14 protein-coding genes are annotated in these 17,521 nt (G+C 68.4%); 7 read left to right on the top strand and 7 right to left on the bottom strand.

Annotated elements, in window-relative coordinates; all coding sequences use genetic code 11:
- The first annotated feature begins 127 nt into the window (after nt 1-127).
- Nucleotides 128-568: a homoprotocatechuate degradation operon regulator HpaR gene (gene hpaR, locus H0X90_RS22725; RefSeq protein ID WP_006490704.1), complete on the top strand. Its 441-nt coding sequence runs from the start codon at nt 128-130 to the stop codon at nt 566-568.
- A 129-nt stretch (nt 569-697) separates the two neighbouring features.
- On the opposite strand, the gene H0X90_RS22720 is transcribed toward hpaR, so the two are convergent.
- Entirely contained in the window at nt 698-1,909 is a 1,212-nt protein-coding gene (locus H0X90_RS22720) for an SDR family oxidoreductase (protein ID WP_006494973.1), read from the bottom strand.
- A gap of 649 nt (nt 1,910-2,558) precedes the next feature.
- Between H0X90_RS22720 and H0X90_RS22715 the strand changes: the two genes are divergently transcribed.
- From H0X90_RS22715 to H0X90_RS22700, 4 genes are all read left to right on the top strand, one after another.
- A complete protein-coding gene (locus H0X90_RS22715; RefSeq protein ID WP_006483554.1) occupies nt 2,559-2,906 on the top strand; it encodes a DUF3564 family protein in 348 nt (115 codons plus the stop codon).
- Between the two features lie 414 nt (nt 2,907-3,320).
- Nucleotides 3,321-5,216: a penicillin-binding protein 2 gene (locus tag H0X90_RS22710; protein ID WP_077189168.1), complete on the top strand. Its 1,896-nt coding sequence runs from the start codon at nt 3,321-3,323 to the stop codon at nt 5,214-5,216.
- A 159-nt stretch (nt 5,217-5,375) separates the two neighbouring features.
- Complete coding sequence (locus tag H0X90_RS22705; RefSeq protein WP_006483551.1) at nt 5,376-6,371, top strand: arabinose ABC transporter substrate-binding protein; 996 nt, start codon at nt 5,376-5,378, stop codon at nt 6,369-6,371.
- A 19-nt stretch (nt 6,372-6,390) separates the two neighbouring features.
- On the top strand, nt 6,391-7,155 hold the full coding sequence (locus H0X90_RS22700; protein WP_006483553.1) for an SDR family oxidoreductase: 765 nt from the start codon (nt 6,391-6,393) through the stop codon (nt 7,153-7,155).
- Between the two features lie 70 nt (nt 7,156-7,225).
- On the opposite strand, the gene H0X90_RS22695 is transcribed toward H0X90_RS22700, so the two are convergent.
- The 4 genes from H0X90_RS22695 to H0X90_RS22680 all read right to left on the bottom strand — a co-directional run bounded on the left by H0X90_RS22695 (nt 7,226) and on the right by H0X90_RS22680 (nt 13,093).
- Nucleotides 7,226-8,941: a cation:proton antiporter gene (locus H0X90_RS22695; RefSeq protein WP_006493088.1), complete on the bottom strand. Its 1,716-nt coding sequence runs from the start codon at nt 8,939-8,941 to the stop codon at nt 7,226-7,228.
- A 209-nt stretch (nt 8,942-9,150) separates the two neighbouring features.
- Nucleotides 9,151-10,578 (bottom strand): cytochrome c, encoded by a 1,428-nt coding sequence (locus tag H0X90_RS22690; RefSeq protein ID WP_060265898.1) that lies wholly within the window; start codon nt 10,576-10,578, stop codon nt 9,151-9,153.
- Nucleotides 10,575-12,353, bottom strand: a complete 1,779-nt coding sequence (locus H0X90_RS22685) for a GMC family oxidoreductase (protein ID WP_034202422.1) — start codon at nt 12,351-12,353, stop codon at nt 10,575-10,577. Before H0X90_RS22685 ends, H0X90_RS22690 begins: the two co-directional genes overlap by 4 nt.
- Entirely contained in the window at nt 12,353-13,093 is a 741-nt protein-coding gene (locus H0X90_RS22680; protein ID WP_006494978.1) for a gluconate 2-dehydrogenase subunit 3 family protein, read from the bottom strand. Before H0X90_RS22680 ends, H0X90_RS22685 begins: the two co-directional genes overlap by 1 nt.
- Before the next feature lie 370 nt (nt 13,094-13,463).
- Between H0X90_RS22680 and H0X90_RS22675 the strand changes: the two genes are divergently transcribed.
- Complete coding sequence (locus tag H0X90_RS22675; protein WP_227739706.1) at nt 13,464-13,805, top strand: 2'-phosphotransferase; 342 nt, start codon at nt 13,464-13,466, stop codon at nt 13,803-13,805.
- Nucleotides 13,806-13,824: 19 nt separating this feature from the next.
- Here H0X90_RS22675 and H0X90_RS22670 read toward each other — a convergent pair whose 3' ends face one another.
- Nucleotides 13,825-14,241 carry a DUF3995 domain-containing protein gene (locus H0X90_RS22670; protein WP_012493298.1) on the bottom strand — a complete coding sequence of 139 codons (417 nt, stop codon included), beginning with the start codon at nt 14,239-14,241 and terminating at the stop codon, nt 13,825-13,827.
- Between the two features lie 296 nt (nt 14,242-14,537).
- On the opposite strand from H0X90_RS22670, the gene ald reads away from it, so the two are divergent.
- Nucleotides 14,538-15,653 carry an alanine dehydrogenase gene (ald, locus tag H0X90_RS22665; protein ID WP_077189170.1) on the top strand — a complete coding sequence of 372 codons (1,116 nt, stop codon included), beginning with the start codon at nt 14,538-14,540 and terminating at the stop codon, nt 15,651-15,653.
- A gap of 40 nt (nt 15,654-15,693) precedes the next feature.
- Here ald and polX read toward each other — a convergent pair whose 3' ends face one another.
- Nucleotides 15,694-17,472 (bottom strand): DNA polymerase/3'-5' exonuclease PolX, encoded by a 1,779-nt coding sequence (polX, locus tag H0X90_RS22660; RefSeq protein ID WP_077189171.1) that lies wholly within the window; start codon nt 17,470-17,472, stop codon nt 15,694-15,696.
- Nucleotides 17,473-17,521 lie beyond the last annotated feature (49 nt).

The following is a 17,521-nucleotide window of genomic DNA, read 5'->3' as shown; positions in this document are numbered from 1 at the left end:
GCGCATCGTCAATAGTTAATATCTTAAGTAAACAATCGTGCGCTGGCAACCTCGATTACCCTGATAGGCGAAATTCATCAGCTTCGGCTGTTAAGATTGATGCGTCCCCGTCCTCTGCTCTCCCCCGATGAACCGTACGCTCGACCATCGCAACCTGGCCATGCTGCTGCTCGAGGCTCGCGAAACGCTGATGGGTTTGTTTCGCCCCATTCTCAAGGAATTCTCGCTGACCGAACAGCAATGGCGGATCATCCGCGTGCTCGACGGCGAACCGGCGCAGGCGCTCGAAGCCGGTCAGATCGCGAAACGCTGCTGCATCCTGAGCCCGAGCCTGACCGGCGTGCTGGAACGGATGGAGCGCGACGGCCTGATCACGCGCACACGTGCGCAGGAGGATCAGCGCCGGCTGCTGGTCAGCCTGACGCCGCAAAGCAGGAAACTGGTGACGGAAATCGGTCCGCGCATCGACGAGCAATATCGTCAGCTCGAGTCGCGGTTCGGCCAGGACGGCCTCGAAGACATCTATCGCGCGCTCGACCGGCTCATCGAGCTCGGCAGCCACGCGTAAAAACGGCGCCCGCGCCGCGATCGGCAGGAACGGGCGCCGGTGTGGCGCGGGCGGTCGAACGGGCTTGCGCCGGCCCCACGAATGCACTTTTCCAGACAGGGAAACGTGCGTCGTTCGCGTGAACGGGCCCTAATGGATCGCGCCGCGCATCAGCTCGGTCACGGCCACGCCGCGCGACGTGCGCATGCACTCCTCGACGTAATCGATGAACGGCAACGGCTCGAAATCGATTTCGTCGCGCACGCGGCGATTGTCGAACACGCGATCGACCGTCGCGAATTCCCCGCAGCGCTGCAGCGCCCGGCCGATCACGCGCTCGAGCGCCGGATCGGGGCGCCCCAGCACGTCGCGCACCACGAGCGGCAGCTCGGCCGGCGCGCACGCCGCGTAGCGCGGCGCCCCGGTCATCCCCGCCGCCTCGTCCATCGCGCGCACGATCTGCGCGACCTGCGGCGCCTCGTCGCCGGCCGACACGTGATAGACGTCGTGCGCGAGCGTCGGCTTGACGGCCAGCAGCATCGTCGCGCGCGCCACGTCGTCCACCGACACGATGTCGATGCGCGTCATCGGCCGCGCGGTGAAGCGGCGCGCCGCGTGCGCGAGCCGGAACATCCAGAACGAATTCGGCGCGGGACGCGTCCCGAGCACCGTGTGGCCGACCACGTGCGACGGCCGCACGACGACGAGCGGCAGCCCGAGCGCGCGCAGACGCTGCTCCGTTTCCGCCTTCGCGCGCAGGTAGTCGGCCGCGAGCACCGCGCCCGGCAGGCCGTCGTCGCCCGGCGCGGCGTCGTTCCCCGCGTCGCGCTCCGCCTCCTCCTGCACGATTCCGCCGCGGCCCGCATGCGCGTAGGCCGTGCCGACGTACACGAAGCGCTGCAGGCGCGGCGCGCGCGCAAAGCGTTCGGCAAAGTGCACCGCATCGGCGATGTCGGCCCGCAGATGCGCGCCGTCGGCCGGCGACGCGTGGCCCGCGCAGTGAATCACGTGCGTCGCGCCGGCCAGGCGCGGTGCATCGGCGCCGTGCCACACGTCGCCGAGCGCGCCGACGATCACGTTCGCATCGGTCAGGCGCGACGCCCAGTACGGCGCAAGCCCCGCGCGCAACGCCGCTTCACGCAGCCGCGCGACCGCATGGCCGCGGTCCTGCGCACGCACGACGCAGACGATGCGTTCGAGCAGCCCTGCATTGACGAGCGCCGTCAGCACGGTACTGCCGATGAAGCCGGTGGCGCCGGTCAGCACCAGCCGTCCGACGTTCGCCGCCGCGACCGGTGCGCTGGCCGGCGACACGAGGCTCGTCCGCCAGTTGAGCGACAACGCGGTTTTCCAGATCAGCACGATAGTCTCCTTCGAAGAGTCGGCCGGGCGGCGCGGTGCCCGCGGTTGCGGGCGGCTCATGGCTCACCGGCCGGGCCGGGGCTGACGCGCGCCCCGGCGGCTCCCGATCGGGCGTGCGGCCTGCGATCGCGTCGATCGCGCTCTGGCACGAGGTGGCGGCAGCCGGCGCGGACGGGCGTCCGCGGCACAGGATCGGGAAGGTCCCAGTGTGGGGCCCGAACGCATGCAAGTCTGTCCCGAAAGTTTCGTGAAAGTGTGCCGATTTGTACGCGATTGTCGGAGTGTGTCGTGCCGGCCGCCGCGTCAACACGCTGAAACGTTCGCTCGGGCCGCGTCCGGGCGGTGCCGCATCGCTCTGCCGCGGCGGTTTTGGCGGCGGCCAGCGCGCGACCGATCGACGCGGCCGGCGGCACTGTCATCCCATGTCTGGACCGCCACGCGTCTTCGCATGGACACCGCGATCGCCGGTGTCCCCCGCGTGTGCTGACGCCTCGGGAATGACCATGAATCGTCAGACGTCGTTTCATCTGAAACCGAAATAGACCCAATACGGATTTATTGCGGATTATCACTTGCGTTTCACACCAGTCTATCTAGACTGTTCAAGTCCAAACGGTCGAATGTGTCATTTTTTTCAGGAGACGATGCAATGCGCCTCACCATTCGGATTAATGGCAGCGAATCGGCAACCCGGCACTCCTTCGCGGTACTGTGGGTCGATACCGACGAGGGGCTGTGGTCGCGCGAGGCACATCAGGGCATCGACCTTCCGACCTGGGGCAAGGTCCGCGACGTCGAGGGCGCGATGGCGCTCTGCGCGGCCGACAGCGGCAATGCCGTCTGTCAGTTGAAGGGGTTGTCGTTCGATGCGACGCGGCGTGAACAAGGCCCCGCGGTGCTCGCCGGCGAACATCCCGACGGCGCGTGGCGGCTGCAGGCGGTCGATACCTGCACCACCCAGCCGGAATATCGGGAATTTATTTCCGTTGCCCGATAGGTATTATTGACATGAATCGTCTGCGGTTTTCGGGTTTATTCCGGTATCGGTGATATTCATTTCGATATTCAGCATGAATGGCGCCTCGGTTCGAGGCGCTTTTCATTTTCTGGATTAAAGAAATAACCGGGGTGCGGGCAATTGATCGCGCGCCGGGACGCTCGCGATCGAGCGGCGGCGAAGACCGCACGCTCGGATCGGCATGCGACGCTCGTGCGTGTTTCGTCCTGTGCAGCCGCCGCGAATGCCTGCCCGGCCCCGCCTTCCTCCCTTTTCCGCCGTGTTCCCGATCGCCTGCCATTCGCCTTTTTGCGGGGCCGGAACATACTTTCCCCACACGGTGTTTACTCATTTATTACAATCGCATTATTCAGACTGACCCGCCGCCGCCCGGCGGCCCGACCCGGCCATTGCATGAGCGTAAAAAAGAAGACCCACCCTGCCGATCCGTACGCAGCGGCGACCAAGAATCCGATGCTCGCGTCGCGCCTGCCGATGTGGCGCTCGCGGCTGATCGTGGTCGTCGTGTTCCTCGCGTTCGCCGCGCTGATCGCGCGCGCTTTCTGGGTGCAGGTCGCGAACCAGGATTTCTACGTCGGCCAGGGCCAGAAGCGTTATCAGCGCACGATCGAGCTCGACGCGATGCGCGGGCGCATCGTCGACCGCAACGGCGCGATGCTCGCGGTCAGCCTGTCGACCTATGAAATCTGGGCGAACCCGAAACAGGTCGCCGACACCGATTACCCGCAGATCGCGAAGCTGCTCGACATGCCGCTCGTCGAGGTGAAGCGGCGTCTCGGCAACGACAAGACGTTCGTGCTGCTCAAGCGGCAGGTCGACGCGGACACCGCGAGCCGGCTCGACAAGCTCGCGATCGACGGCATCACGCAGATCGCAGATTCGAAGCGCTTCTATCCGGAAGGCGAATCGGCCGCGCACGTGGTCGGCTTCACGAACGTCGAGGACAAGGGCCAGGAAGGCGTCGAGCTCGCGGCCAACGCACGCCTGCAAGGCACGTCCGGCCAGCGCGAGGTGATCCGCGACCGGCTCGGCCGCATCGTGTCGGACACGCGCCCGCTCGTCCCCGCGCAGCACGGCGCGACGATCGAGCTGACGATCGACCGCCGCATCCAGCAGCTCGCCTTCAGCCAGCTCAAGGCGGCCGTGATCGAGAACAACGCGGTAGCCGGCAGCGTCGTCGTGCTCGACGCGCAGAACGGCGAGATCCTCGCGCTCGCGAACTACCCGACCTTCGATCCGAACGACCGCGCCCGCCTCACCGGCCAGCAACTGCGCAACCGCGCGGTGATCGACACGTTCGAACCGGGCTCGACGATCAAGCCGCTCGTCGTCGCGCTGTCGATCGACGAGCGCAAGGTCACGCCGAACACGATCATCAACACGTCGCCGGGCACCTACAAGATCGGCCCGGCGGTGATCCACGACACGTCGAACCACGGGTCGCTGACGGTATCGCAGGCGCTGCAGAAGTCGAGCAACGTCGCGCTCGCGAAACTGGCGCTGAACCTGCCCGCCGAAACGATCTGGAACAAATACCAGGAGTACGGGATCGGCCGCGCGCCGGAGCTGACGTTCCCGGGCGTCGCGTCGGGCCGGCTGCGCGGCTACAAGCGCTGGCGGCCGATCGAGCAGGCGACGATGGCGTACGGCTACGGGCTGTCGATGTCGCTGCTGCAGATCGCGCAGACCTACACCGCCTATGCGGGCGACGGCACGCTGCACCCGGTGTCGCTGCTGAAGAACGGCACCGATCAGCAGACGATCGACGCGCACCGCGGCCACCGCGTGACGTCGCCGCAAACCGCCGCCGCGATCCGCTCGATGCTCGAGATGGCGGTCGGCGAAGGCGGCACGGGGCGCCGCGCGCGCGTCGACGGCTACCGGATCGGCGGCAAGACCGGGACCGCGCGCAAGCAGGTCGGCGCGAGCTACGCGAAGGGCAAGTACCGCGCGCTGTTCGCGGGGATGGCGCCGATGAGCAACCCGCGCCTGATCGTCGCGGTGATGATCGACGAGCCGCGCGGCAAGGGTTACTACGGCGGCACGGTGGCCGGCCCGGTGTTCGCGTCGGTCACGAGCGGCTCGTTGCAGCTGCTCGGCGTGCCGCCCGACGCGCCGGTCGAAGCGGAGAAGAACGCGCCGGCGAAGGCCGCCGCGCCGCAGAAGACGGTCGCCGTGCCGAAAGCGGCGGCAGCGACGACGGCCGTCACGCAGAAACCGTCGGCGTCGCCCAGGACCACCGCGCAAGCCGGCCCCCCCGCGCCCGCGAAGCCGGCCGCCGCCGGCTGACGAAGCCACGGGCGATGCCGGGTCCGCATCGCCCCGCCCCATCCCACTCTCTAGGAACGCACCGCATCATTTGAGCGTTCCCGCCGCGTCCTCCTACAATTTTTGCGCGCCGCAGGCGGCCTTGCCTGCGCGCCCGACTACAACAACGGAGAGAGACGCATGCGATTCCACTGGAAAACGCTCGTGCTGGCCACCGCGAGCGTCACGCTGCTGGGCGGCGCCCCGGCCCGGGCCGCCGATGCCGCCGACGTGAAGATCGGCTTCCTCGTCAAACAGCCGGACGATCCGTGGTTCCAGGACGAATGGCGCTTCGCCGAACAGGCCGCGAAGGAACAGCACTTCACGTTGATCAGGATCGCGGCGCCGAGCGGCGAGAAGGTGTCGACTGCGCTCGACAGCCTCGCCGCGCAAAAGGCGCAAGGCGTGATCATCTGCGCGCCCGACGTGAAGCTCGGCCCCGGCATCGCGGCGAAAGCCAGGCGCGCGGGGATCAAGCTGATGTCGGTCGACGACCAGCTCGTCGACGGCCACGGCGCACCGCTCCCGGGCGTGCCGCACATGGGCATCTCCGCTTACAAGATCGGCCAGCAGGTCGGCCAGGCGATCGCGGACGAGACGAAGCGGCGCGGCTGGAATCCGGCCGAAGTCGGCATCATCCGGCTCGCGTACGACCAGTTGCCGACCGCGCGCGAGCGCACGACCGGCGCGGTCGACGCGCTGAAGGCCGCCGGCTTTCCGGCCGCGAACGTGATCGACGCGCCCGAGATGACGGCCGACACCGAAGGCGCATTCAACGCGGCGAACATCGCGCTCACCAAGCATGCGAACTTCAAGCGCTGGGTCGCATTCGGCTCGAACGACGACACGACAGTCGGCGCGGTGCGCGCCGCCGAGGGGCGCGGCATCGGCGCGGATGCGATGGTCGCGGTCGGCATCAACGGCAGCCAGATCGCGCTCAACGAGTTCGCGAAGCCGAAGCCGACGGGCTTCTACGGTTCGATCCTGCTGAATCCGCGCCAGCACGGCTACCAGACGAGCATCAACATGTACGACTGGATCACGAAGAACCAGGCGCCGCCGCCGCTCGTGCTGACGTCCGGCACGCTGATCACGCGCGACAACGAGAAGCAGGCGCGCGCCGCGCTCGGCCTGTGAACCCGCACCAGGAGCCGACATGACACGCACCACCCTCGTGACGGGCGCCGCCGGCGGCATCGGCCAGGCGCTGTGCCGCACCTTCCTCGCAGCCGGCGACCGCGTGCTCGCGCTCGATCGCGACCGCGCGGCGCTCGACCGCTTCATCGGGACGCTCGCCGATGGGCGCGCGACGCCGGTCGTCGACGATCTCACCGACGCCGAGCGCCTGTGCTCGATGCTCGAATCGCATCCGGAAGTCGACGTGCTGGTCGCGAACGCGGGCACGGCCGCCTCGACCACGCTGCGCGACACGACGCCCGCAAGCTGGCGCACCGATCTCGATGCGAACCTGACCGCCACCTACGTGAGCGTGGAAGCCGTGCTGCCCGGCATGCGCGCCCGCGGGCGCGGCGCGATCGCGATCATCGGTTCGGTCAACGGCGTGCATGCGCTCGGGCATCCGGCCTACAGCGCGGCGAAGGCCGGGCTGATCAGCTACACGAAGTCGCTCGCGATCGAATACGGCCGCGACGGCGTGCGCGCGAACATCGTATTGCCGGGCACGGTCAAGACACCCGCGTGGGAAGCACGCGTGCAGCGCAACCCGCAGGTGTTCGAGCAATTGAGGAAATGGTATCCGCTCGACGATTTCGCGACGCCCGACGACGTCGCGCAGGCGGCGCTGTTCCTGTGCTCGCCGGCCGCGCGGATCATCACCGGTGTCGCGCTGCCGGTCGACGGCGGCCTGCTGGCCGGCAATCGCGTGATGGCGCAGGAGCTGACGCTCGAGACGTTCTACTGAGACTGAAACCGGCAGCGCCGGCGGCCGCCCGCGCCGCCGTGCGCTGCCCGGTGCGCGATGCCGCGCGCCGTCAATGCGCGGCCGCGACCGGCTTCGCCATCCGGCCGAGCACGTGCTCGGTCATCCCGCGCGCGAGTTCGGTCTCGCCCATGAACACGGTGCCGATCCCCTCGTTCGACAGCAGCGCGGCCTCGTCGCTACTGTTCGTGCACAGCACGACTTCGAGCGTCGGGTTGAGCGTGCGCGAAATCTCGACGATCTGCCGCACGTCGAACACGTCGGGCAGCGTGACGACCAGCATCCCGGCGCGGGCGATATGCGCCTGCACCAGCACGATCGGCTCGATCGCGTCGCCCGACACGGCCGCGATGCCGTCCGCGCGCAGCTTCTCGACGAGTTCTCGATTCTGCTCGACGACGACATACGCGATCCCCCGCTCGTCCAGCGCATGCGCGATCCGCGTGCCGACCTTGCCGTAGCCGACGATCACGACCTGGCCGGTCAGATGCGTCTGCGGCGTCGACATCGGCAGCGCGGCGAGCGGATCGTCGCGCGCCTCGAGCTTGCGTGCGAACGCCGAATGCTTGCGGATCCAGGCGAGCGCCGGATCGATCATCGCGAACAGCAGCGTGTTCATCGCGATCGAGATCAGCGCGACCGCGAGAATCAGGCTCTGCCCTTCGGCCGACAGCAGCCCGAGCGCACGGCCGAGCCCCGCGAGGATGAACGAGAATTCGCCGATCTGCGCGAGGCCCGCGCCGACGGTCAGCGCGGTGTTCAGCGGATAGCGGAATGCGATCACGAGCGCGACGGCCGCGACCGTCTTGCCGATCAGCACGATCGCCGCGACCTCGATCACGTGCAGCGGCTCGTCGAGCAATACTTTCGGGTCGAACAGCATGCCGACCGAGATGAAGAACAGCACCGAGAACGCGTCGCGCAGCGGCAGCGTCTCGTCGGCCGCGCGCCGGCTGAATTCCGACTCGCGCATCATCATCCCGGCGAAGAACGCGCCGAGCGCGAACGACACGTCGAACAGCTTCGCCGCGCCGAACGCGATGCCGACCGCCGCCGCAATCATGCAAAGCGTGAACAGCTCGCGCGAGCCCGTGCGCGCGACGAGCCACAGAATGCGCGGGAACACGCGCTTGCCGACCACCAGCATCAGCGCGATGAACGCGGCGACCTTCAGCATCGTGACGCCGAGCGTGCTCCACACGCTGCCGCCGGCCGCGTGCGCGTCACCGGGCGGCGTGCCGCCGAGCAGCCCCGCCACGGGCGGCAGCAGCACCAGCACGAGCACCATCACGAGATCCTCGACGACCAGCCAGCCCACCGCGATACGCCCGTTGACCGTTTCGACGAGCCCGCGTCCCTCGAGCGCGCGCAGCAGCACGACGGTGCTCGCGACCGACAGCGCCAGCCCGAACACCAGCGCCGCACCGAGGCTCCAGCCCCAGGTGAGCGCGAGCCCGCCGCCGAGCAGCGTCGCGACGGTGATCTGCACGATGGCGCCCGGCAGCGCGATCTTGCGCACCGCGAGGAGATCGCCGAGCGAAAAATGCAGGCCGACGCCGAACATCAGCAGCATCACGCCGACTTCCGCGAGCTGCTGCGCGAGCGACAGATCGCCGACGAAACCGGGCGTGCCGGGGCCGATCACGATCCCGGCAAGCAGATAGCCGACGAGCGGCGGCATTTTCAGCAGCGACGCGAGGTAACCGAAGATCATCGCGAGACCGAAACCGGCCGCGAGCAACGCAATCAGGCTGACGTCATGAGGCATCCCCCCTCCCAAGCTCTTGTAACTATTTAGTAAGGTTCAAGAGTGAAAGGATAAGGGATGAGGCGGAAGAATGGCGCGCAGCCGCGAAAATTTCACGCGGCGGCGCCGGTTGGCGGGGCGCGACCCCGGCGAAGTGAAAGGCATGGCGGGCCCGGTCGCACGTCGACGTGGACCGGGCGACAGGCGGGGCGAGCGCGCCGCCGCTCCCGTCAGCGCGACGCTTGCGGGAACCGCGCGCCCGGCGGCGGCTCGGGCCGCGTCGACGGCACGCTCTTGCGCACCTTCGCGACCTGCGCGGCCGTCACCGGCGCGCCCGTGTTGCCCCAGCTCGTGCGCACGAAGTTCGACACGTCCGCGACTTCCTGGTCCGACAGGCGCCAGCCGAACGGCGGCATCGTGAAGGTCGACGGCGCGGTGCGCGTGCCCTGCAGCGCGCTGCCTTCCAGCACGACATGGATCAGCGAGGTCGGATCGTCGCCCTGCACGACCGGGTTGCCGGCGAGCGCCGGGAACACGCGCGTGTAGCCGTGGCCGTCGCTGCGGTGGCAGGCCATGCAGTTGTCGCGATAGACGGCCGCGCCCGGCTTGCTCGCGTCGCCGGTCTGCAGCGCCTTCGCGGCGGCCGCGTCGTACACGTGCGGCTGCTCGCCCTGCACGCGCGGCGGCAACGTCTTCAGGTAGCGTGCGATCGCGTTCAGGTCGTCGTCGGTCATGTGCTGCATGCTGTGGCCGACCACGTCCGTCATCCCGCCGAACGCGGCCGTGCGCAGCGTACGGCCGGTCTTCAGGAACTGCACGATCTCGGTTTCGTTCCACGTGCCGAGGCCCGTGCGCGGCTCGCCGCGCAGGCTGGTCGGCACCCAGCCGTCGATCGCCGCGCCGCCGGCCAGGAAGTCGAGGCCGTCCGCGTCGGTCAGCCCGCGCTCCTGCATCGTCGGCGCGCGCGGCGTGTGGCATGCGCCGCAATGGCCGAGCCCCTGCACCAGATACGCGCCGCGGGCGACCACCGGGTCGGTGTACGGCGCCGCGTCGAACGGCTTCGGCGCCGGCGCGAACAGCTTGCGCCAGATGCCGAGCGGCCAGCGCATCGACAGCGGCCACACGATGTCCACCTTGCGGTTCTCGTGCTCGACCGGCGCGACGCCGTGCATGAAGTACGCGTACAGCGCCTTCATGTCGTCGTCGGTCAGGCGCGAATACGACGGGAACGGCATCGCCGGATACATCGTGTCGCCGTTCTTGCGCACGCCTTCGCGCACCGCGCGGGTGAAGTCCTCATAGGTCCAGCCGCCGAGGCCCGTCTTCGGGTCCGGCGTGATGTTCGTCGAGTAGATGCCGCCGATCGGCGTGTCGAACTTCAGGCCGCCGGCGAACGGCTTGCCGCCGTTCGCGGTGTGGCAGGCGATGCAGTCGCCCGCGCGGGCGAGGTATTCGCCGCGCTTCACGAGCGCCGCGTCGGCGGACTGGGCGACAGGCGCAGCCGCCGCGCCCGAAGCCGCGGCCGGCGTAGACGCCGGCTGCGCGAACGCGGCGCCGCCCGCCAGACCGAATGCCGCCCAAGCCGTGCCGATCGCCAGCGCGCGCCGCAGCGGGGACACCGGGCGCGCGGCGTTGTGGTGGTTCATCGTCCTCTTCATACGGTCACCAGCGGGGCGGGATTTTTCAGGTATTGCTCGCGGATCGCACGTGCCGACCAGTAGGCCAGCGCCGCGATGATCCCGGTCGGGTTGTAGCCGATGCCCTGCGGCAGCGCGGACGCGCCCATCACGAACACGTTGTGCACGTCCCAGCACTGCAGGTAGCGGTTCAGCACGCTCGTCTTCGGGTCGGTGCCCATGATCGCGCCGCCGACGAGGTGGGTCGTCTGGTACTGGCGCGAGTCGAAGTGCTTGCCGAACTCGCGCGTCGACACGCCGATGGCCTTCGGCCCCATCGCTTCCGCGATCTTCTTCATCTGGCCGGTCACGTACTGCGCCATCCTGATGTCGTTGTCCTTCCAGTCGAACGTCATCCGCAACAGCGGCTGGCCGTACGAATCGCGATAGGTCGGATCGAGGTCGAGATACACGTCGCGGTACGACATGTTGGTGCCGTGCGCGTCCATCGAGATCGTGTGCGCGTAGTTGTCCTTGACCGCCTTCTTCCACGCCGAGCCCCACTGCGGCGTGCCGGGCGGCGTGGCGATGCCGCTGATCGGCTTCACGCCGGCCTGGTTCACCCACAACGGCGAGCCGCCGACGAAGCCGAGCGGGCCGTGGTCGAAATTGTCCGCGTTGAAGTCGTCCACCGCGACGCCGTTGCCGCCCGCGCCGATGAACGGGTTCGTGTAGGTGTCCTTGTCGAAGAACGCCTTGATCGTCGACAGGTTCTGGTACGCGAAATTGCGGCCGACCACGCCGTCGCCCGAGATCGGATCGTACGGCTTGCCGATGCCCGACAGCAGCAGCAGGTGCACGTTGTGATACTGGAACGCGGCCACGATCACGAGATCGGCCGGCTGGTGCACTTCACGCCCGGCCGGATCGACGTAGGTGACGCCGGTCGCGCGCTTCTTCGTGTCGTCGAGGTCGACGCGCAGCACGTGGCACTTCGAGCGCAGCTCGAAGTTCGGCGCCTGCTTCAGCGCCGGCAGGATGTTCAGGTTCGGCGACGCCTTCGAATACATGTAGCACGCGTAGCCGCTGCAGTAGCCGCAGAAGTTGCACGGGCCCATCTGCACGCCGTACGGGTTCGTGTACGGGCCCGACGTGTTCGCCGACGGCAGCCGGTACGGATGCAGGCCGAGCGAGTGCGCGGCATCGAAGAAGCGCTGCGCCGAATACGTATTGAGCTGCGCGGGCAGCGGGAAGTTGTCGCTGCGGTTCGCCTCGAACACGTTGCCGTCGCCGACCACCTTGCCGCCGACCTTGTACGCCTGCCCCGACGTGCCGAACACCTTCTCGGCGAAATCGAAATGCGGCTCGAGCTCGTCGTACGTGACGCCCGTATCCTGGATCGTCATCCCTTCGGGGATGAATTTCTTGCCGTAGCGCTCTTCATAGTGGCTGCGCAGGCGCAGCTCTTCCGGCGTGATCCGGAAGTGCACGCCCGACCAGTGCAGCCCCGCGCCGCCGACGCCTTCGCCCGGCAGGAACGCGGCGAGCTGCCGGTACGGCAGCGCGGTGTCCTGCAGGCCGTGGCGGATCGACACGGTCGTCTTCGACAGGTCGAGGAACAGCTTCTTGCGGATGTTGTAGGTCAGCTCGTCGATCGTGTTCGGGTACGCGCCGTCCGGATAGGTGTCGCGATATTCGCCGCGCTCCAGCGCGACGACGTTCAGGCCCGCTTCGGTCAGTTCCTTCGCGAGAATCGCGCCGGTCCAGCCGAAGCCGACGATCACCGCATCGACGTGCGGCTTCTTGTCTGCGGCCATCAGCTGCGCTCCCCGTTGATCGAGACGGGGCCGTACGGATAAGGCTTGCCGCTCTGGTTGACGAAATCCATGAAGTCCGCGCGTGCGCCCGGGAAACCGATCATCTTCCACGCGGCCATGTCGCGATTGCCGCCATGCACCGGATCGCAGAAGTAGCCTTCGCGCGTGTTCTGGAGCAACTGGCCGAGGAACACGCCGGGCGGGACGTCGTCGATCTGCGCGCCGCCCTTCTCCAGCGCGCCGAGCACCGTGTCGCGCGTCGGCGCGTCGAGATCCGCGAACGCCTTGCCGTGCGCCTTTTCGCAATAGCGGTTGACGGCCGCGATGCCGAGCCGGTAGATGTCGCGCGGCACCAGCTTCAACTGGTAGCCGAGCTCGGGCACGCCCTGCTGGAACGGCCCCTGCATGTACCACGTCGCGCCGTGCGCATACGGCGTCTCCATCTGGCGATCGATGAATTCCGGCACGCCCGCTTCGAGCGCGCCGGGGCCTTCGGCGTCGGCCGGAATCAGCCGGTCGACGGCAGCCTGGACGAACGCCCATTCCTTCGCATCGAAAAAGGTCGGCTTGTACGGCGCGCGTTCGGCGCTGGCCGACGCAGTGGACGCGTTGCCGGCGGTCGTCGCGGACGGCGACGACGAATGCAGGTCGCAGCCGGCGACCGACGCGATCGGCACGAGCGCGACCGACGTGCGCAGGAAACGGCGACGCGAATTGGGTTTGTCAGGTGGCGTGGACATGGTCGGATGTTGATCGTTGGGGATCGGGGTTCGGACGCGCGCATTCCGCATGCCGCGTGCCCGGCACGGCAGCCGTGCCGCAAGCGGCCGGTCGCCCTGTTCTTTCGTGTGTTGCGCACAACCTCGACGCTGGCGCCCGGCCGCGATTCGCGGTGGCGCCGTCATTGCAGCCGCACTCGCCCCGGGGCCGGCGGCGTTGCGCGGATCGACCTCTTTGCGGGCCCTATCGTCGGACAAATACCGGCATCGGCCGGCATCTTTCCGTCATCGCCCATGACCCTTATTCAACTTAGACGTCGCGCCTGCCGACGGCAAGCGCAACGTGCACGACCCTCTTTCCGGGCCTGGCGACGAGTGCCGCGAATTATATATGGAACCGGTTCCATTACTAGAGGGTTCAATGCAATTCAGTGCATCGAAATCAGCAATAATGGAAAAACCGGATGCCGGAATGTGCAAGGATGAGGAAATGGCGGACAGCGACGATCAGGCGGCGACGGAACCCGGCGCCCCTCATCACGTGTATCTGCCGGCGGACATCCGGACGGCGCTGGCCGTCGGCGCGCGTTACGGCGTGCCCGCGATCCTCGAAGTGGCGGCGCAGCTGATGCACCGGCAGGGCCACACGTTCTTCGCCGCCGAAAACGATGTGTGGCTGATCGATGCCGTGCCGGCCGAATATCTCGAGCTAATCGATACGCGCGCGGATTGAATCACGCACCGTTCCTCTCTCACCACGGCCAGAACATCGACGCGATCGACAGCGCCAGTGCCGCGCACAGCGGCGAGTAATACAGCGTATCCATCCGCGCGAAACGCGACCCGCGAATGCGTTTGAAGAAGCCGACGTAGCGGAAATCGCCGACGGCCCGCACCGCGAAGATCAATGCGAGCGCAACGACCGCGAACGCGATCGCGCAGGGATACGTGTTGCGCCCCAGCCAGCCGGCACGCGCGGCGACCGCGCCTGCACCGCCCAGCAGCGCGAGCGCGACGGCAAGCGTGCCGACCGCAGTCGGCCGCAACAGCGGTACGCCATCCTGCTCCGGAATGGCCGCGCGCTTGCCCAATCGCCCGCCGAACGCCCAGTACACGTGCACGAGCGCGATGGCGCAAAGCGTCGGTACGCTGAAATACGCAGCGGTCATGTCGATCAAGGTCCTCGTCTCGTTGTCTCGTCGTTTTGCCGAAAGGTGTTCGGCTCGCGGCCCCGGCCCGCGCCACGCATGACGATACCGAAACCCGGTCACATGCGCATTGCGACCTCGAGTCGCAACCGATCGCCACGCATGCTGCGTTGCAGTGCGCATGCGTCGTCGCACAGCCCGGTCGCTTGACTTCCCTCCGCGCACTACTACCCTGTTATTCCAGTACTGCGGTCGGCCTGCCGCTGCGCGACCGGCTGCTCGCACGACGACGATAACGAAGGCCATGGAGGCGACTCATGCTGATCGGTGTGCCGAAAGAGATCAAGAACCACGAATACCGCGTCGGCCTCACGCCGGCCGGCGCGCGCGAACTCGCGCGGCACGGCCATCGCGTGCTGGTGCAGCGCGGCGCGGGTACGGCGATCGGCCTGCTCGACGACGACTACACGGCCGCGGGCGCGTCGCTCAGCGACGGTGCCGAGGACATCTTCGCGCGCGCCGACATGATCATCAAGGTCAAGGAACCGCAGCCGGCCGAATGCGCGATGCTGCGGCGCGGCCAGATCCTCTACACATACCTGCATCTCGCGCCCGATCCCGATCAGGCCGCCGCGCTCGTGAAATCCGGCGCGGTCTGCATCGCGTACGAAACCGTGACGGGCCCCGGCGGCGGCCTGCCGTTGCTCGCGCCGATGAGCGAAGTCGCGGGCCGCATGTCGATCCAGGTCGCGGCGACCCACCTCGAAAGCCCGCGCGGCGGCCGCGGCCTGCTGATGGCCGGCGTGCCGGGCGTGCCGGCCGCGCACGTCGTCGTGCTCGGCGCCGGCGTGGTGGGCACCGGCGCGCTGCAGATGGCGGTAGGCCTCGGCGCGCGCGTCACCGTGCTCGACAACAACGTGAACCGGCTGCGCCAGCTCGATCTCGTGTTCGCCAACCGGATCGCGACCGTCTGTTCGAATGCGCAGACGGTCGACGAAGCCGTGCGCGATGCCGACGTCGTGATCGGCGCCGTGCTCGTGCCGGGCGCGTCGGCGCCGCGGCTCGTCACGCGCGACATGATCGCGACGATGCGCAAGGGCGCGGTCGTCGTCGACGTCGCGATCGACCAGGGCGGATGCTTCGAGACCTCGCATGCGACCACGCATGCGGCGCCGACCTTCGTCGTCGACGGGGTCGTCCACTACTGCGTCGCGAACATGCCCGGCGCGGTCGCGCGCACGTCCACCTTCGCGCTGAACAATGCAACGCTCGGCCATGCGCTCGCGCTCGCCGACAAGGGCTGGAAGCAGGCGATGCTCGACGATCCGCATCTGCGCGCGGGCCTGAACGTGTGCGACGGTCACATCACGTACGAAGCGGTCGCGCTGGCGCTCGGCCTACCTTACGTCCCCGCGACCGGCGTGCTCGGATGACCCTGCCGGCATGAGCTGAACGCATCGCGACCGGCCACGCTCACGCGCCCTTCGACCGACTCCGCTTCGCACCGCCGCCCGCGCTGCCCGCACCGCCCATCGTGCGCGCCAGCAGCGGCCGCAGTTGCGCGAGCGTGCGCGTGTTCAGCACGTCCTGCCGCGTCAGCCAGCCGCGCCGCGCCTGATCGACGCCGAACGCGAGGTTGTCGAGCTCGTCCGCGCTGCATGCATCCGAACCGATCGCGACCGGCACGCCGGCCTTCGCGGCCTCGCGGCACCACACGTCCGGCAGGTCGAAGCGCCGCGGCTGTGCATCGAGTTCGACGAAACAGCCGCGCGCGGCAGCCTGCGCGAGCACGCGCGGCACATCGAGTTCGCAGGCGTCGCGCTCGCCGAGCAGGCGGCCGGTCGGGTGCGCGAGAATCGAGAAATGCGGATGATCCATCGCGCGCAGCATGCGATCGGTCTGCGCGCCGCGCGGCAGGTCGAAGCCGTCGCGTACCGCACCGACCACGAGATCGAGCCGGCCGAGCAGCGCGTCGGGCACGTCCAGGCTGCCATCCTCGCGGATGCCGGCCTCCACGCCCTTGAGCAACACGAAATCGTCGAACGTCGCGTTGAGGCGATCGATGTCGTCGAGTTGCCGCGCGAGCCAGTCGAAACCGTTGCGAGCGCCGCCGTCGGGCGGGGCGCGGTCGGTGACGGCCAGATAGGCGAGCCCGCGTGCACGCGCGGCGGCGGCCATCGCGCGCAGGCCGTCGCGGCCGGCCGACGCATCGGTGTGCGCGTGCAGGTCGCCATGGAGATGCTTGCGCTCGACCAGCGCCGGCAGCGTGCCGGCACGCGACGCATCGATCTCGCCGCGATCCTCGCGCAACTCGGGCGGCACCTCGTGCAGCCCGATAGCCGCGTAGACCGATGCCTCCGTCGCCCCGGCAATCCGTTCGTCGCCACGAAACACGCCGTATTCGTTGATTTTCAGGCCGCCGGCCTGCGCGAGCCTGCGCAGCGCGATGTTGTGCGCCTTCGATCCGGTGAAGTAGACGAGCGCCGCGCCGAACGCATCGGCATCGACGACCCGCAGGTCGACCTGCAATCCGTTGACGAGCATCACGCTCGAGCGCGTCTTGCCGTGCGCGAGCACGCGCGCCACGTCGTCGTAGCCGACGAACGCTGCGGTGACCGCGCCCGCGTCGCGCGCGGTGACGAGGATGTCGAGATCGCCGACCGTCTCGCGGCGGCGGCGGAAGCTGCCGGCCGGCACGGCCTGGCCGACGCCGGTCACCGCCCGCAGGCGTTCGAGCAACGGCATCAGCGCATGTGCGGCGTCGGGCAGCAGGAAGCGTTGCGGCTCGCGCTGCAGGCGATCGTCGATCGCTTCGAGCAGATGCGCTTCGGTTTTCGCGCCGAAGCCCGGCAGCTCGCGCACATGCCCGCTCTTCGCTTCGGCGCGCAACTGTTCGAGCGAATCGACGTTCAGCGCGTCATGCAGCGCCTTCACGCGTTTCGCGCCGAGCCCGGGCACGTCGAGCAGCTCGACGATCGCGCCCGGCAGCGCATGACGCAAGGTTTGCTGCAGTTCGCAGGTGCCGGTCGCGGCGATCTCGCGCAGCTTCGCCGCAAGATCGGCCCCGATCGACGGAATCTTCCCGAGATCGTCGCCGTTCGCGATCATCGTCGGAATATCCCGGCCGTAGTCGGCGATCGTACGCGCGGCGTTGCGGTACGCACGCACGCGAAACGGGTTGGCGCCCTGGATCTCGAGCATGTCGGCGATCTCGGCGAACACGGCCGCGCACTCGGCATTGTGGATCGGCATGATCGGCGTGGCTCCCTTCCACGTGGATGGCGCCGCGCCCCTGCGCGAC

The organism is Burkholderia sp. 9775_39 (genome assembly GCF_015712225.1).
Lineage (GTDB): Bacteria > Pseudomonadota > Gammaproteobacteria > Burkholderiales > Burkholderiaceae > Burkholderia > Burkholderia cenocepacia.
The sequence above is the reverse complement of the archived record's forward strand: the minus strand, read 5'-3'. Positions and strand labels throughout refer to the sequence as shown.

Excerpts from the sequence above, each read along its gene's own strand:
- H0X90_RS22705 (WP_006483551.1), top strand. The coding sequence starts at position 5,376 with ATGCGATTCCACTGGAAAACGCTCGTGCTGGCCACCGCGAGCGTCACG.
- H0X90_RS22695 (WP_006493088.1), bottom strand. The coding sequence starts at position 8,941 with ATGCCTCATGACGTCAGCCTGATTGCGTTGCTCGCGGCCGGTTTCGGT.
- H0X90_RS22715 (WP_006483554.1), top strand. The coding sequence starts at position 2,559 with ATGCGCCTCACCATTCGGATTAATGGCAGCGAATCGGCAACCCGGCAC.
- H0X90_RS22710 (WP_077189168.1), top strand. The coding sequence starts at position 3,321 with ATGAGCGTAAAAAAGAAGACCCACCCTGCCGATCCGTACGCAGCGGCG.
- hpaR (WP_006490704.1), top strand. The coding sequence starts at position 128 with ATGAACCGTACGCTCGACCATCGCAACCTGGCCATGCTGCTGCTCGAG.
- H0X90_RS22680 (WP_006494978.1), bottom strand. The coding sequence starts at position 13,093 with ATGTCCACGCCACCTGACAAACCCAATTCGCGTCGCCGTTTCCTGCGC.
- H0X90_RS22690 (WP_060265898.1), bottom strand. The coding sequence starts at position 10,578 with ATGAAGAGGACGATGAACCACCACAACGCCGCGCGCCCGGTGTCCCCG.
- H0X90_RS22675 (WP_227739706.1), top strand. The coding sequence starts at position 13,464 with ATGGAACCGGTTCCATTACTAGAGGGTTCAATGCAATTCAGTGCATCG.
- H0X90_RS22670 (WP_012493298.1), bottom strand. The coding sequence starts at position 14,241 with ATGACCGCTGCGTATTTCAGCGTACCGACGCTTTGCGCCATCGCGCTC.
- H0X90_RS22700 (WP_006483553.1), top strand. The coding sequence starts at position 6,391 with ATGACACGCACCACCCTCGTGACGGGCGCCGCCGGCGGCATCGGCCAG.
- polX (WP_077189171.1), bottom strand. The coding sequence starts at position 17,472 with ATGCCGATCCACAATGCCGAGTGCGCGGCCGTGTTCGCCGAGATCGCC.
- ald (WP_077189170.1), top strand. The coding sequence starts at position 14,538 with ATGCTGATCGGTGTGCCGAAAGAGATCAAGAACCACGAATACCGCGTC.
- H0X90_RS22685 (WP_034202422.1), bottom strand. The coding sequence starts at position 12,353 with ATGGCCGCAGACAAGAAGCCGCACGTCGATGCGGTGATCGTCGGCTTC.